Source organism: Gordonia sp. CPCC 205515, assembly GCF_048537925.1.
Classification (GTDB): domain Bacteria; phylum Actinomycetota; class Actinomycetes; order Mycobacteriales; family Mycobacteriaceae; genus Gordonia.
In genome coordinates, this window is record NZ_JBCLVJ010000011.1 from 256,938 (window position 1) to 272,301 (window position 15,364).

The 15,364-nt window shown below is 66.7% G+C and carries 15 protein-coding genes; 6 read left to right on the plus strand and 9 right to left on the minus strand.

Annotation, left to right across the window (positions count from 1 at the left end):
* Nucleotides 1-75 precede the first annotated feature (75 nt).
* Entirely contained in the window at nucleotides 76-1,464 is a 1,389-nt protein-coding gene (locus AAFP30_RS18700) for an L-serine ammonia-lyase (protein WP_419231485.1), read from the plus strand.
* A 35-nt stretch (nucleotides 1,465-1,499) separates the two neighbouring features.
* Nucleotides 1,500-2,186 carry a hypothetical protein gene (locus AAFP30_RS18705; protein WP_419231486.1) on the plus strand — a complete coding sequence of 229 codons (687 nt, stop codon included), beginning with the start codon at nucleotides 1,500-1,502 and terminating at the stop codon, nucleotides 2,184-2,186.
* Nucleotides 2,187-2,239: 53 nt separating this feature from the next.
* On the opposite strand, the gene AAFP30_RS18710 is transcribed toward AAFP30_RS18705, so the two are convergent.
* From AAFP30_RS18710 to AAFP30_RS18750, 9 genes are all read right to left on the minus strand, one after another.
* Complete coding sequence (locus AAFP30_RS18710) at nucleotides 2,240-2,644, minus strand: type II toxin-antitoxin system VapC family toxin (RefSeq protein WP_419231487.1); 405 nt, start codon at nucleotides 2,642-2,644, stop codon at nucleotides 2,240-2,242.
* A 3-nt stretch (nucleotides 2,645-2,647) separates the two neighbouring features.
* Nucleotides 2,648-2,926, minus strand: a complete 279-nt coding sequence (locus AAFP30_RS18715; protein WP_419231488.1) for a hypothetical protein — start codon at nucleotides 2,924-2,926, stop codon at nucleotides 2,648-2,650.
* A gap of 22 nt (nucleotides 2,927-2,948) precedes the next feature.
* On the minus strand, nucleotides 2,949-3,668 hold the full coding sequence (locus AAFP30_RS18720; RefSeq protein ID WP_419231489.1) for a DUF6319 family protein: 720 nt from the start codon (nucleotides 3,666-3,668) through the stop codon (nucleotides 2,949-2,951).
* Between the two features lie 71 nt (nucleotides 3,669-3,739).
* Nucleotides 3,740-4,606, minus strand: a complete 867-nt coding sequence (locus AAFP30_RS18725) for an alpha/beta fold hydrolase (protein ID WP_419231490.1) — start codon at nucleotides 4,604-4,606, stop codon at nucleotides 3,740-3,742.
* A gap of 64 nt (nucleotides 4,607-4,670) precedes the next feature.
* Nucleotides 4,671-5,501: a mycofactocin-coupled SDR family oxidoreductase gene (locus tag AAFP30_RS18730; RefSeq protein WP_419231491.1), complete on the minus strand. Its 831-nt coding sequence runs from the start codon at nucleotides 5,499-5,501 to the stop codon at nucleotides 4,671-4,673.
* A gap of 105 nt (nucleotides 5,502-5,606) precedes the next feature.
* Nucleotides 5,607-7,265 carry an FAD-dependent oxidoreductase gene (locus tag AAFP30_RS18735; protein WP_419231492.1) on the minus strand — a complete coding sequence of 553 codons (1,659 nt, stop codon included), beginning with the start codon at nucleotides 7,263-7,265 and terminating at the stop codon, nucleotides 5,607-5,609.
* A 2-nt stretch (nucleotides 7,266-7,267) separates the two neighbouring features.
* Nucleotides 7,268-8,026, minus strand: a complete 759-nt coding sequence (locus AAFP30_RS18740; protein ID WP_419231493.1) for a crotonase/enoyl-CoA hydratase family protein — start codon at nucleotides 8,024-8,026, stop codon at nucleotides 7,268-7,270.
* Nucleotides 8,023-8,787, minus strand: coding sequence for an SDR family NAD(P)-dependent oxidoreductase (locus AAFP30_RS18745; protein WP_419231494.1), 765 nt, complete (start codon nucleotides 8,785-8,787; stop codon nucleotides 8,023-8,025). Before AAFP30_RS18745 ends, AAFP30_RS18740 begins: the two co-directional genes overlap by 4 nt.
* 43 nt (nucleotides 8,788-8,830) lie before the next feature.
* Entirely contained in the window at nucleotides 8,831-10,009 is a 1,179-nt protein-coding gene (locus AAFP30_RS18750) for a thiolase family protein (RefSeq protein WP_419231495.1), read from the minus strand.
* Between the two features lie 319 nt (nucleotides 10,010-10,328).
* On the opposite strand from AAFP30_RS18750, the gene AAFP30_RS18755 reads away from it, so the two are divergent.
* From AAFP30_RS18755 to AAFP30_RS18770, 4 genes are read left to right on the plus strand one after another with little or no spacing between them, the layout of a single operon-like run.
* Nucleotides 10,329-11,507, plus strand: coding sequence for an acyl-CoA dehydrogenase family protein (locus AAFP30_RS18755; RefSeq protein WP_419231496.1), 1,179 nt, complete (start codon nucleotides 10,329-10,331; stop codon nucleotides 11,505-11,507).
* 32 nt (nucleotides 11,508-11,539) lie between these two features.
* Nucleotides 11,540-13,195: an AMP-binding protein gene (locus AAFP30_RS18760; protein ID WP_419231497.1), complete on the plus strand. Its 1,656-nt coding sequence runs from the start codon at nucleotides 11,540-11,542 to the stop codon at nucleotides 13,193-13,195.
* A gap of 58 nt (nucleotides 13,196-13,253) precedes the next feature.
* Nucleotides 13,254-14,420, plus strand: coding sequence for an acyl-CoA dehydrogenase family protein (locus AAFP30_RS18765; protein WP_419231498.1), 1,167 nt, complete (start codon nucleotides 13,254-13,256; stop codon nucleotides 14,418-14,420).
* 55 nt (nucleotides 14,421-14,475) lie between these two features.
* Nucleotides 14,476-15,363, plus strand: coding sequence for an HpcH/HpaI aldolase/citrate lyase family protein (locus AAFP30_RS18770; RefSeq protein WP_419231499.1), 888 nt, complete (start codon nucleotides 14,476-14,478; stop codon nucleotides 15,361-15,363).
* Nucleotide 15,364: the final 1 nt, after the last annotated feature.

Here is a 15,364-nt window from a genome sequence, read left to right on the forward strand (position 1 = left end):
CTACCGTTGTTGCACGGCTAGTATATCACTTGCCGATCAGAGTTCAGCCGCTGAGCGAAGGGAACCGAATCTCCGATGACCGTCAGCGTTTTCGACCTGTTTTCGGTGGGCATCGGGCCGTCGAGCTCACACACCGTGGGACCGATGCGGGCCGCCGCCCGATTCATTGCCGATCTGCGCACCCTCGGCGCGCTCGACGAGACGAGTGACGTCCGCGTCGACCTCTACGGTTCGCTGGCCGCCACCGGAGCCGGCCATGGCACGATGACCGCCGTTCTGCTCGGCCTCGAGGGGCATCTGCCCGAGGAGATCGAGACCGACGCGATGGAATCCCGCGTTGCTGCGATGCGCGACACGGGATGTATCGAACTCGGTGGAGTTCGACGAATCTCGCTCACCGAGGACGACCTGATCCTACGGCCGTTGACTGTTCTGCCGTGCCACCCCAACGGCATGACGATCACCGCGCTCGGCAGCGATGGCACGGAATTGCATCGGGAGACCTACTTTTCGATCGGCGGCGGCTTCGTCGTGACCGAGGCCGAGAGCCGCGAGACTGCGGTCGACACCCCGGTCACTTCCGGACTGAGCTTCGACTCCGGCAAACAACTCCTCGAGCTGTGTGACGAGTTCGGTTCCAGCATCAGCGAACTCATGCTGTCGATCGAATCCGAGTCGCGCACGGTCGCCGAGATCCATGACCGGCTGCTGCACATCCGCGACGTGATGGTCGACTGCGAGCGCCGCGGCATCGCCCGCGACGGCAATCTACCCGGCGCCCTGCAGGTCCGCCGTCGCGCCAAGGCGTGGTTCGAGCGGCTCGACGCCGAAGATCCCAACCGCGCACCGGAGTTCGCCGAGGACTGGGTGAATCTTGTTGCGCTGGCGGTCAACGAGGAGAACGCCTCCGGCGGACGGATCGTGACCGCCCCGACGAACGGCGCCGCGGGCATCGTGCCGGCAGTGCTGCACTACGCGACCCACTACACCACGGCCGGTCGCGCCGATCCCGACGCCACCGCGATCCGATTCCTGCTCACCGCCGGCGCGGTCGGCTCCCTCTACAAGCAGCGTGCCTCGATCTCCGGCGCCGAGGTCGGCTGCCAGGGCGAGGTCGGCTCCGCAGCGTCGATGGCCGCCGCCGGCCTGGCCGAAATCCTCGGCGGCACACCCGAACAGGTGGAGAATGCCGCGGAGATCGCGATGGAGCACAGCCTGGGCCTGACGTGCGATCCCATCGGCGGACTGGTACAAATCCCGTGCATCGAACGCAACGCCATCTCGGCCGGCAAGGCCATCAACGCGGCACGAATGGCGCTGCGCGGGGACGGCACCCACCGGGTGAGCCTCGATCAGGTCATCGAAACCATGAAGACCACCGGCGCCGACATGCACTCCAAGTACAAGGAGACCTCGACCGGTGGTCTCGCCGTCAACGTACCGGTCAATTTCGTCGAATGCTGATCTCCCCCAACGCTCGAGCCCGAGGAGGCACCCTGATGCCCGACGCCAAGATCATCGACCTGCTCTGGCCGCTGCCGGAGACCGCGGCCGATCTGCTGCGCACCAGCCCGAATCCGCAGCAGGTGTTCCGCCCCGATGTCCATGGCGGCGTGCTCGACCTGCTCCTGCGGGCCACCCCGCACCGCGGCCACGCCTTCGTCGTCTTCCAACTACTCTCCCCGCGACTGCCGGGGTGCCACGACCCGTCCCCGGACACGGTCGCGGAAGTGGTTGCGCTGCTTGAGCAGTTCGAGGTGTCAGAGGTCGCCCTCCATGGAACCTTCGGCCGCAATTGGCGAGCCGTCGTGACCCACGCCTTCGATGTGGCCGATCGGGTCGACGACAACGGCGTACCCTCCACGCCGCTCGCCACCGACAGTCATCGTCGCTTCGGCGCCTGGGTGCACGCCCGCGAGGCCGCAGCCGAGCACGACCGCCTCGATCAGTGGTACCGGGCGCAGGCCGCCGCATGGGAACCGCGCTTCGGATACCTCACCGGCACAGCGGGACACGACCCGATGACCCTCGAGCCGGTGGTCACCGTAAGGGATGCGGCTGCGGCACTGTCCATCGCCGACCTGGCCGGTCGCGGCAGGTTCACACACGAACATTTCGCGACTCTCGTCGAGCCGGGGCGGCGGCAGTCGGCCACCCTAATCACCTTGGCCGACGCACGAGTATAGGTAGGTCGACCGACGACTTCAGCTGCGGCAGAACAAACAAACGCTCCACGCCACTACCGAAGTAATTCGACCGGGTCTGTCACCCGCAGTCCCATATGCTCAGCGACGTTCTTCATCCCCAAGTCGTGTGTCGCCACCGTCACCGATTCCCCGATGATCAGCGCCGTCGCCAGGTGCAGTGCATCAAGGGTTTTGACGTGCCGTTCAACGGATTCGGCGACCGTATGGGTTGCACGGCTGAGCTCGATCAAGCCGACCCGATCGAGTAGTGGTGCTGCGTCTCCGGGTGATCTGTTGTCGCGCCGCAAGACCCGGATGACTTCAGTGCGCAAGAGGCGTGACGAGATGAAGGTTGCGCCCGACGACCGCATCCACGATTGCAGCTGCACCCGTTCGGGCACGTCCAGGATCGTGCGGAGAGCCACCGAGGAGTCGAGGTAGATGAGAGAATCGGCCACCGGTCAGTGATCCCCACGCATCTCATCCAGCAATGCGGCGGCCTCCGCACCAGAATAGGTGGGCCCACCTGGGTGGTCGGGCCACGGAGCAGGATCGGCAGACGGGGGCGTGTACTGCCCATCGCGTTCCAGTCGCGCGAGCACGGTCTCCTCGTCTGCGACCACGCTGATCCGCCAGCGCGGCGTGCCCCGCTCAGTCACCACCACGTCATCGACGTCGGTGACCTGGTCGAGGACGGCCGCCGTCTGTTGATTGAGCTCGCGCTTGGTGATCGATCGCATGCAACCGAGAGTACTACTTTTGTCAGACATTGCCTCGCTGCGCGCAGTCTGAACCACTGAGGTCGGCCAGCGCTGCTTTCGCGTCCTCGAGCTCTTGACTGAGCTCCGCGATCCGGCGTTGCGCCGATTCCCGCGCCGAGTTGATCACCGCATCGACGGCGTTGATCGCGGCGTCGTCGCCGAGCTCACGCATGGCCTGCGCGACGCGGTCGGCGGTGACGACGGCGGGCTTGCCCTGACGCCGCGTGCCGTGCAACACCGACACGGTCCAGGTGTTGGTGCCGGTCGAGGTCACCGTGACACTGACCGCTGCTGGTGATGTCTTCCCGCGACGCGGGGCGGTCTTCGCGGGAGCGGGTTTCGGACTCTCGGGAGTCGCCGGCGCCGCGTCGGCTCGAGCTCCGGGTGCCGCAGCCGGCTTCGGTGCTGCGGCCGTCGGTGTCGTGACCCTCGATGTCGCGGCCCTTGCGGGCTCCCGATGCACGGGCGCAGCGGTTTTCGTTCCCGGGCGACTCTTGAGAAGCTCATCGGCCTCGAACGGCAACTCGTCGTCGACGCCCTTGGGCCGGACCGTGACCGTCGAGCCCGCGACGGCCACCACCCGCGCCGATGTTCCCGCGTCGAGACCCAACGACGACATCGGCTCCCGCAGATACACCGAGACCCTTTTACCCGCCGCGAGACCTGCTGCCAATGACGCCAGGTCGTCGGTTGTCAGTCCTTTGGCCTTCTGCGCACTCATGCATCCATGTTCGCACACGTGTGCGACACTGCTGCCCCTGCTGTCCGGCACGGCGCGACGATGAGGATGAACTACCCCCACGCCGCCAACGTGGTGCGTATCGCCGTGACGACCGCCAGCGGCTGGTCGAACACCGGGTGATGACCCGCGACAGGCAGCTCGACCACCAGCGCATCCGGACCGAACATCACCCGCATCTGATCGAGCAACTCATCGCTGATGATGCCGTTCTCGCTACGGAAGTAGGCGATCGGGTTCTGCGCCGTCGCCTGATCGAACGTCGTGCGGTGGCTCCTGCCGATTCGGTTGCCGTCGAACTTCCAACTCCACCCACCCTCGACTGATTTGAGCGACGAACGGGCGATGTGGTCGAACACGTACGGCTCGGTGGTGTCCTGCTCGGGGACCAGCCGGAACCGTGCCACGGCAGCATCGATCGTCGGGTACACCTTGGGCGCGGACTCGGGACGCTGCACCCGCATCTCCAGTTCCTCCGGAGTCAGGTCCCGGATCGGGGAATCGAAGATCATCACGCGATCCACGAGCTCGCCGCGGGTCGCCGACGCGTGAAACGCCACGATTCCACCCATGCTGTGTCCGACCAACACCGGGCGCCCGGTGATACCGCCGTGCTCGGCAACGGCGAGGACCTCGGCCACCCAGTCATCCGGTGAGTACTCGTTACGCCACTCGCTGTCGCCGTGCCCGGACAGGTCGAGGGCGACCACCCGACGGCCATCGGTGAGCTGCGGCGCAATGTGGTCCCACCAGCGAGAATGCGCCATACCGCCGTGCACCAGCACGATCCCCGGTCGGTTCGGCTCGCCCCACGCCCGATACGCGATCGACGCACCGTTCACGTCCACCCGTCCCGTATCCACGGGCACCGCCAACGCCTCGAGGAACCACTTCGGGGCCGCCTCAATCACATCGCTCATGAACCGACGCTACCGCGGTAGATGACGTGGCTCGTCGCCAAGTGTCCGGGTGGTCAGCATAGAGCTAGAGCAGCAACGTGCCCATATCGACCGCGAGCGACTGGCCGGTGACGAAGCGCGCCTCGTCGGAGCACAGCCAGGTGACGGCGTTGGTGATCTCTTCGGGCTCTACCGGGCCGTGCTCCATCACGTTCGCCATCCAGCCGCCGGGCGCGTCGTCGGACAGGTCCTTCTCGAAGAACTCGTTTTTGATCATCTTCGTCGCGACGCCCGCCGGGATCACCGTGTTGACCCGGACGCCGTGCTTGCCGAGCACCATCGCGAAGTTCCGCATCAGCGATAGGACGCCGGTTTTGGCTGCGCCGTAACCCATTTGCCCGGGGTTGAGCATCTCGGGCTTGTAGGCGACGCCGATGTAGCTCGACGTCGACCCGGTGATCACGATCGCGCCGCCACGGCCGCGCTCGATCAGACCCGGCGTGACGGCGCGCAGCAGGTAGTAAACGCCGTTGAGCATGATGCCGACCGAGTCGTGCCACGCGGCCATGTCGTGCTTCTTCTCGCCGTAGCTCGCCATCACGCCTGCGTTGGCGAGGACGATGTCGGGCCCGCCGAACTCCTCTTCGACGCGGGCAACCGCTGCCTCGACAGCTTCCTGGTCGCGGACGTCGCACTGGATCGGCAGCACCTTGGCGCCGAGACCTTCCAACTCCCGCGCGGTGTTGGCCAGATCGTCCGGAGTCGAGGTCGGATACGCCACCGAGTCGACCTGGGCGGCGATGTCGAGGATCGCGACGTTGGCGCCCTCCCGGGCCAACCGCAGCGCATGCGAGCGTCCCTGACCGCGGGCGCCTCCGGTGACCAGCGCCGTTTTTCCGTCGAATCGTGCCATCATGTCCTCCACTGTTGTCTCCGCCTCGTCGAGGCGATTGGCGCCTCACCCATAGTGACCTAGATAATATCAATCATACGCATAGATAGCACTCACATGAGCGAGTCGTCAGCTTGCCATCGCCTCGCGCAGTCCGGCGATCGTGACGATCTTCCGGCGGGGACTGCCTGCCGCCCGACCGGCGTCGCGCTCGACCTTGTCGATGGCCGCCCACCCTCCGGCGTCGATCGGTGTCACGCCCCGCGACGTCAGCAGGTCGACGACATCGTCGGGCGACCCGGCCGGCGTCGGCAGCGCTCCGGCGATGATGTCGGCGACCACCGACGCTGCCGTCTCCTGTCCGCAGAAACGGTTGGTGCCGATCCCGCCGGACGCGCCCCGCTTCAGCCAGCCGGCGACGTAGTGCCCGGGCACGGGTTCGCCGTCGTCGCCGACCACGCGCCCCTGCACATTCGGTACCACGCCCGCGACGTCGTCGAACGGGAGTCCATCCACCGCGACACCCCGGTAACCGATCGACCGGATCACCAGCCCCGCGGCGATCTCCGACGTCTCCCCGGTCGGCGCCACCCGACCCGACTCAGCATCAAATCCGTTGCGCACCAAACGGACTCCGGTGACAACGTCGTCGCCGACTATCTCGGCGGGCGCTGTCAGGTACCGGAACACGACGCGCCGGCCACTGCCTTCGGTTCCGCGTTCGGCATATTCGCGGGCGAGTCGGATCTTCGATCCGACAGTGCTGTCGATGCTGCCGTCCTCGAGCCGCGCGGTCACGGCCGGCGACAATTCCAGGTCGGCATCGTCTATGACGACGTCCACCCCGTCGACCAGTCCCATCGCCAGGAACTCCGAGTTGGTGTAGGCACCGTCGGCGACACTACGCCGGCCGAGAATCACCACTTCGCTGATCGACGACTTCCGCAAGGCCTCGAGCGCGTGCCCGGCGATGTCGGTGGCGGCGAGCTCATCCGGGTCGGTCAGCAGGATCCGCGCGACGTCCAGGGCGACGTTGCCGTTGCCGACAATCACCGCACGGTCGGAGGAGAGGTCGTAGACGTCGTCGCAGTGATCGGGATGCCCGTTGTACCAGGCGACGAAGTCGGTGGCCGCGACCGAACCCGGCAACGCCTCACCCGCGACGCCGAGACGCTTGTCCGTCGACGCGCCACTCGCATACAGCACGACGTGGTAACGCTCGGTGAGCTCGTCGTGGGTGATGTCCTTCCCGACATGCACGCCCAAGTGGTATCGGAAGTTCTTCTTGCGGGCCGTCCCGGAGAAGGTACGTTCGACGGTCTTCGTCGCCGCATGGTCGGGTGCGACACCCGCTCGGACCAGGCCGTACGGCGTCGGCAGCCGGTCGTACATGTCCACCCGCACCGCCGGATGGCGGATCAGTTCTTCAGCCGCATAGAAAGCTGCCGGACCCGCGCCCACGACGGCGACACGCACGTCGCCGTCGGGCAGCTTGGGTGTCCGCACCGGTTGCGGCTCACCGGCCTCGACGTCGTGGTCGAGGTAGTAGTCGGCGTTCAACCGCAGGTACGGCTCGTCGTCCTCGGCGAGCTCGTCGTCGGCGAAGATCGCGCCGACCGGGCACGCGTCGACGCACGCACCGCAGTCGATGCATGTGTCCGGATCGATGTAGAGCATCTCCGCCGTGCGGAACTCGGGTTCTTCGGGCGTCGGATGGATGCAGTTCACCGGACAGACACTCACACAGCTCGCGTCGTTGCAGCACGGTCGCGTGATCACGAACGCCATGGTCAGCGACCTTTCCAGACCGGTGTGCGCTTCTCCCGGAACGCGGTCGCGCCTTCCTTGGCGTCGTCGGAGGACCGGATCGGCTCGTAGATCTCCCACATCTTGTCGAAGCGTTCGGCGTTGCTCCAGTCGCGTGACGCGGTCCAGATCTGCTTGGTTCCGCGCACGGCCAGCGGACCGTTCTTCGCGATGCGCTCGGCGAGTTCGATCGCCACCGTCAGCGCATCGCCCTTCGGGGTGAGCCGGCTGATCAACCCGGCCTCGCGCGCCTGTTCGGCGTTGATGAAGTCACCGGTCAACGCCCACTCCAGACCGAGCGCGTAGGGGACGCGTTCGGGCAGGCGGAGCAGACCACCGCCGCCGGCGAGCAGACCGCGCTTGACCTCCGGCAGACCGAAGACCGCGGTCTCGGACGCGACGACCAGGTCGCAGGCGAGCACGATCTCGAAGCCACCCGCGATTGCGTGCCCTTCGACGGCGGCGATCATCGGTTTGGCCGGTGGTGTCTGCGCGATGCCGGCGAATCCGCGGTCCTCGATCGATGGGCGCTCCCCCGCGAGGAAGGCCTTGAGATCCATTCCGGTACAGAAGGTTCCACCCGCGCCGGTCAGGACGCCCGCGGTGAGTTCCGCGGTGCCGTCGAGTCGGTCCATCGCGTCGGCGATCGCCTGCGCGGTAGCCGTGTCGATCGCGTTCTTGACCTCGGGGCGGTCGATCGTGACGATCAGGACGCCGCCGCGGGTCTCGGTGTGAACTGTCATTTCGGTGCCATCCTGATTGCTCCGTCGAGGCGGATGACCTCGCCGTTGAGCATGCCGTTGTCGATGATCGCCAGGGCCAGGCGCGCGTACTCGTCGGGATCACCGAGCCGGGCCGGGTTCGGGATCTGCGCGGCCAAACCGTCGCGGATCTCCTGGGAGAAGCGGGAGAGAATCGGGGTGTCGAACACGCCCGGCGCGATCGAGTTGACGCGCACCAGCTTTCGCGCCAAGTCGCGGGCGGCGACCAGGGTCATGCCCACCACACCCGCCTTCGCCGAGGCGTATGGGATCTGGCCGATCTGGCCTTCCCACGCGGCCACCGACGCGGTCATGATCACCACGCCGCGCTCACCGTCGATGACCTCGTTGTTGACCATCCGGGCCGCACCCAGGCGCAGCACGTTGAAGCTGCCGATCAAGTTGGTGGTGATCAGCGAGGTGTAGGTCTCGAGTGACCCCGGTTGACCGTCACGTTCGACCACCCGCACGGTCCCGCCGCGACCGGCGCAATGCACCACGGTGCGCAGCGGAGCCCGCGCCTCGGCCAGGTCGAGCGCCGCGTCGACCGCGGCCGGATCGGCGACGTCGGCCGGTCCGAACTGAACCAGATCACCTAGCTCGGCCGAGACGTCGGCGCCCGCCGACGTCGGCAGGGCCACGGTGACGGCGTGGACCCCCTGCTCGACGAGACGTTTGACGGTGGCCAGACCGAGACCGGAGGCACCGCCGGTGACGATGGCCGACGAGTTCGTCAGTTGCATGTCAGTCTTCCCTTCTCGTGCACTGATTGATGGAGAGCGCCGGTCATACCAGCGACTCGAGGATCGTCGCGTTGGCCATGCCACCCGCCTCGCACACGGTCTGCAGCCCATATCGGCCGCCGGTCGCGGCCAGGTGGTTGATCATCGTGGTCATGATCCGGGCGCCGGACGCGCCGAGCGGATGACCGAGCGCGACCGCGCCGCCCACCGGGTTGAGTCGCTCGTCCGACACGCCCAGCTCCTGGCCGAACGCGAGCGGCACCGACGCGAAGGCCTCGTTGACCTCGAACGAAGCGATGTCGTCGACGGACAGGCCGGCGCGGGCCAAGGCCTTGCGCGACGCCGGGATCGGTGCCGTCAGCATGAGCATCGGGTCGTCACCGACCACAGCGGACGCGACGACGCGAGCCAGCGGCGTAAGCGAGAGGTCCGCGGCCTTCTCCTCGCTCATGATGAGCAAGGCGGATGCGCCATCGGTGATCTGCGAGGCGTTGCCCGCAGTGACCTTCCAGTCGAGGTCGGGAAACCGCTCCCGGTTGGCGTCGGTGCCGAACACGGCTTTGAGCCCACCGAGTTTCTCGGCGGTCGTGCCGGCGCGGATCGACTCGTCTTTCTCGACCCGGCCGTCTGCGGTGTCCACTGCGACGATCTCGTTGTCGAAAGCTCCGGCGGCAGCGGCCGCCGCGGCCCGCTCGTGGGAACGTGCGGAGTACTCGTCGAGCGCGGCCCGCGAGATTTTCCACTTGTCGGCAACGAGTTCGGCCGCAACACCCTGGCCGACCAGCGCGCCGTGCCGGGCCTGTACACCCGGTCCGAAGGGGTCGGCGTCGCCGCGCGCACTGCCCATCGGGACGCGCGACATCGATTCGACGCCGCCGGCGATCACCATGTCGTAGACACCGGCCATCACGCCCTGCACCGCGAAGTCGACAGCCTGTTGGCCAGAGCCGCATTTGCGCTCGATGGTCACCGACGGCACGTGGACGGGAAAGCCCGCAGCCAAGGCGGCCATTCGTCCGGGAGTCGCTGACTGCTCCAGGTTCTGCCCGACGCAACCGATGAGTATGTCCTCGACCTCGCCCGGGTCGATGCCCGCCCGGCTGACCAGTGCATTCAGGACTCCGGCGAGCAGGTCAACCGGGTGGACGCCCGCGAGCGCACCTCCTGCGCGACCCTTCCCCATCGGAGTGCGGACCGCGTCGACAATCACCGCGTTCGGCATGTGAGACCTCCGTTGTACTCGTGGCGACAGCGCCACAGTCGCTATCGATGATTATCTTTACCACAGATTGACGCTCCTGTGGACCCCTTCACAAACAGCCGCTGCTGGACTATGACTGAGATCCAGATCATATTTATGATAATCCTTGTACTGGATGTGACGGCTCTGAGATTTTTTCGTCCGGGGTGGTGCATCTCTCACTGATTTATGATTATAGTTATTACAGTTGATTCGCCGGGGTTGCGCCGGAGAACCGCGAAACACCGATGCTCGCGGGCCGCTTGACCGCCCGCACATGACACGAAGAGAGGGGTCGGGAATGCCGACGACCATCACCGACACGGACACCGCCGACCTCCAGGCCATCAAGGAGTTGGCGGCACAGGTCGCGCAAGAGCGCTTCGCCCCCAAGGCGGCGCAGTGGGACGCCGACCGCACCGCGGTTCCGCTGGAGGACCGACAGTTCCTCGGCTCGCTGGGATTCCTGGGCATCGCGTTACCGGAGGAGTACGGCGGCTCGGGCGCTCCACTGTCGCACGCACTGACCGTCATCGAACAGCTCGCCTATCACTGCCGACCCGCAGCGTTCCAGGTGTTCGAATCCAACACCGGCCCCGCGCAGGTCATCGCACGGTTGGGCACCGAGGAGCAGAAGCAGCGCTTCCTGCCCGGCATCATCGCGGGCGATATCACGATGGCCGTGGCGATCTCCGAGCCGGACGCCGGGTCGGCGGCGACCGACCTGACGACCAAGGCGGTCGTCGACGGCGACACCGTCCGCGTCACCGGAAACAAGCGCTGGATCTCCAACGGCAGCGAAGCCGACGTCTACCTCGTGTACTCGCGAATGTCGGATGCGCCCGGCGCCAAGGGCATTGGCGCGGTGCTCGTCGAGGCCGATCGCGAGGGCGTCAGCTTCGGCGCACGCGAGAAGCTGATGGGCTTCCGCGGCATCCCGTCCGCCGACATCTACTTCGACGACGTCGCGGTGCCGAAGGCGAACATCGTCGTCGAGCCGGGCGGTTTCCGGAAGCTGTTCACTGCGTTCTCGATTGAGCGGCTTGGCAATACGACGATGAGTCTGGCACTCGGCCAGCGCGCACTCGACCTGACGGTGCGGTACGTACAGGAGCGCGAGCAATTCGGTAAGCCGCTCATCGAGTTCCAGGCCGTGCAGATGACCGTCGCCGACATGGCGCTGCAGGTGGAGCAGGCACGTCTGCTCCTCGAACGGGCGGCCGCAGCCGTGGTCACCGGCTCGGACCTGCCCAACCCGCTGCACGTGTCGCTGGCCAAGTGCACCGCCAACGAGATGGCCAAGAAGGTCACCGACCTCGCGATGCAGCTGCACGGCGGAAACGGCTACACCGAGGAATTCGGGCTCGAGCGGATGCATCGCGACGCGCACGGGTGGGCGCTGGCGGGCGGCACGCCGACCATGCAGCGCACCCGCATCGTGTCCGAGATGCTCGGTCGCGGCTTCGATCAGCGCAAGTGACGACCGGCGTTAGTGACAGGGAGAACCCATCGATGGACTTCTACACGGATCTGACCCCCACCTTCACCGACCCAGACGACTGGACGTTGGCGACGGTACTGCGGACACACGCCGCGAACACCCCGGACGCCTCGTGCCTGGTGGTGCCCGACGAAGATCTGGAACTGACCTACGAGCAGGCACTGACTCAGGCCGAGGCGATCGCCGGCTCGTTCGACACGGCCGGCGTCACCCGCGGCGACCGCGTGGCGATCATGGCGCAGAACTCGTCGCGATTCGTCCTCACGTGGTGGGCCACCGCGGTCGGCGGCACCGTCGAGGTGCCGATCAACACGAATTACGAAGGCGACTTCCTCAAGCACCAGTTCACCGTTGCGCAAGCACGCTGGGCGGTCATCGACGACGAATACGCGGCACGCTTCGCCGCCGTCGCCGACAGCGATGCGGCCAACGGCGTCAACGGAGTTGCGAAGTTCTGGGTCATCGACAACGGCTCGCTCGACGAGGCGCTCGCGACGCTGCGCCACGCCGGATTCGAGGCCGCCCCCTGGGACGAGTTGCCGTCGGGCGCAGCACTCAACGCGCCGGCACCGTCCCCCCGCGACTTGGGCGCCATCTTCTTCACGTCGGGCACCACCGGCCCATCGAAGGGTGTCGCGATGCCGCACGCCCAGCTCTACTTCTTCGCCCAGGAAGTCGTGAGTCTCACCCGGCTCACCGCGGCCGACCGGTACCTGACCACGACGCCGCTGTTCCACGGGAATGCGACGTTCATGGCCGTCTTCCCGGCCCTCGTAGCCGGCGCGAGCGCGGTGATCCGCCGCAAGTTCAGTGCGAGCCGGTGGATCGACCATGTCCGCGACTCCGCTGTCACCGTCACCAACTTCGTCGGTGTGATGATGGACTTCGCCTGGAAGCAGTCGCCCCGCGACGACGACCTCGACAACAAGCTGCGCTGCATCTATGCGGCACCGATCGCCTCCACGATCGCGCCGGACTTCCAAAAGCGTTACGGCATCGAGACTTTCGTCAACGCATTCGGTCTCACCGAAACCTCGGCGCCGATCATCTCGCCGTACAACGTGGAGATCCCGCCCGGCGCCGCCGGACTGCACGCATCGGACTGGTTCGACATCCGTCTCGTCGACCCGGAGACCGATCGCGAGGTGCCGATCGGCGAGGTCGGCGAGTTGGTGGTGCGGCCGAAGGTGCCGTTCATCTGCAGCATGGGCTACTACGGCATGCCGGACAAGACCGTCGAGGCATGGCGCAACCTGTGGTTCCACACCGGCGACGCGCTACGTCGCGACGAGGACGGCTGGTACTACTTCGTCGACCGCTACAAGGACGCGCTCCGGCGTCGCGGCGAGAACATCTCGTCGTACGAGGTGGAGCAGGTCGTCCTCGGGCATCCCGCCGTGCACGAATGCGCGGTCATCGGCGTGCCGGCCGACGTCGAAGCCGGCGAGGACGAGGTGCTCGCCGCGATCGTCGTGACCGAGCCCGTCGACCCGGCCGAACTGTTGGAGTTCTGCAACGGCCGCATCCCGGCCTTCGCCCGCCCCAGGTTCATCCGCACCATCGACGAGCTGCCCAAGACGCCGTCGGAGAAGGTCCGCAAGTCGGTACTGCGCGAGCAGGGCGTCACCCCGGACACCTTCGACGCCGAACGCGCGCCGGTCCGGTAAACCCGGTCCGGTAAACACAGCAAGTCCGCCACCCGAGCACATCGAGAAAGAGAGTCCAGTGGACTACACACCCGACTCCACACACGAGGACATCCGCAAGGCCGTCGAGCAGTTGTGTGCGAAATTCCCCGACGAGTACTGGATGGAGCACGACGACTCCCACGAGTTCCCGTGGGAGTTCTACAACGCGATCGCCGACGGCGGCTGGCTCGGTCTCACCGTCCCCGAGGAGTACGGCGGCGGCGGCCTGGGCGTCACCGAGGCCGCGGTCGTCGAACGCGCCATCTCGGCCTCCGGCGCCGGCATGGGCGGGTGCAGCGCGGTTCACATCGGCATCTTCGGTTTCGAGCCGATCATCCACCACGGCAGCGAAGAGATGAAGCGTAAGTATCTGCCGCGCGTGGTCACCGGCGAACTGCACACGTCCTTCGCGGTCACCGAACCCGATGCCGGCACCGACACCACCAACCTCAAGACCTTCGCCAAGAAGGTGGACGGCGGGTGGCTCGTCAGCGGCAAGAAGGTGTGGATCACCAAGGCCCAAGAGGCCGAGAAGATGCTGCTGCTGTGCCGCACCTCCCCCCGCGAGGAGGGCGCCAAGCGCACCGCAGGCATGACCCTGCTATTCGCCGACATGGACCGCGACCATGTCCAGATCCGCGAGATCCCGAAGATGGGGCGCAACGCCGTCGACACCAACGAACTGTTCATCGACGAACTGTTCGTCGCCGACTCCGACGTGGTCGGCGAGGTCGGCCACGGCTTCCGCACGATCCTTGGCGGACTCAATGCCGAACGAGTGATCTCGGCGAACGCGGCCCTCGGCATCGGCGAAGCAGCACTACGTCGCGGCGTGCGGTACGCCAACGAACGCGAGGTGTTCGGCCGCCCGATCGGCAAGAACCAGGGCATCGCGTTCCAGCTGGCCGAGGCCCGCATCAAGCTCGACGCCGCGCAGGCCGTGCTCGACAAGGCCGCATGGATGGTCGACCAGGGCCTGCCCTGCGGGCGGGAGGCGAACGCGGCCAAATATCTGTGCGCCGAGGCCGGCTTCTTCGCCGCCGACGCCGCACTTCAGGTCCACGGCGGCTTCGGATTCGGTAAAGAGTTCCATGTGGAGCGCTACTTCCGTGAGGCCCGGCTGATGCGCATCGCGCCGATCAGCCAGGAGATGGTGCTCAACTACACCGCCGAGCACGTGCTCGGCCTGCCCCGCAACTACTGATCGCGACCGGGACACCGAGACAACACGGCACCGAGACAACGCACGAGAGGCAACCATGCACCCCTACCGTTCCATCCTCTTCGTTCCCGGGCACCGTCCCGCGTGGGCGCAGAAGGCCATCGCGGCGGGCGCTGACTGCATCGTCCTCGATCTGGAGGACTCGGTGCCCGCGGCCGAGAAGGCCGACGCTCGAGACACCGTCGCCGAACTCATCGGCACGATCCGCAGCGACCACCCGAACATCGGACTGTTCGTCCGCGTCAATCCGCTCGCGACCCGGCTGACCGGCAGCGACCTGGAAGCGGTGGTGGTCCCTGGACTCGACGGGATCTTCGCACCCAAGATCGAGACCGAGATCGACGTCGTCCGCTACGACGCCCTGCTCGACCACTTCGAGATGCGCAACGGCGTCGACGGCCTGGAATACATCGTTCCGATCGAGACGGTCAAGGCCATCTGGAACTGCCGGGAGATCGCTGCGGCGTCGCCGCGGGTCGGCGCGATGATCGGGCCGACCGCCGAGCACGCCGACATCGCCCGCGAGGTCGGCTTCGAGTGGACGCCGGAAGGCGAAGAGTCCCTCTACTTGCGCAGCCGGGTGCTGCTCGCCTGCCGCGAATCCGGGCTGCACGCGCTGACCGCGCTGTGGGAAGACTTGGAGAACCTCGACGGGCTGCGGGCCTTTGCCACCCACGGCCGCGGGCTCGGCTTCCGCGGCATGATCGCGATCCACCCGAAGCACGTCGCGACGATCAACGACGTGTTCAGTCCGTCGGCGCGCGACATCGAGTTCTACCAGGGCATGGTCGACGCCTACGAGAAGGCCGCGGCCGAGGGCGTCGGCGCATTGCGCTACCGGGGTCTGCACATCGACAAGGCCCACTACGACAAGGCGGTCGGCTGGTTGCAGCGCGCCGAGATCATCACGAGCAAGGGAGCCTGAC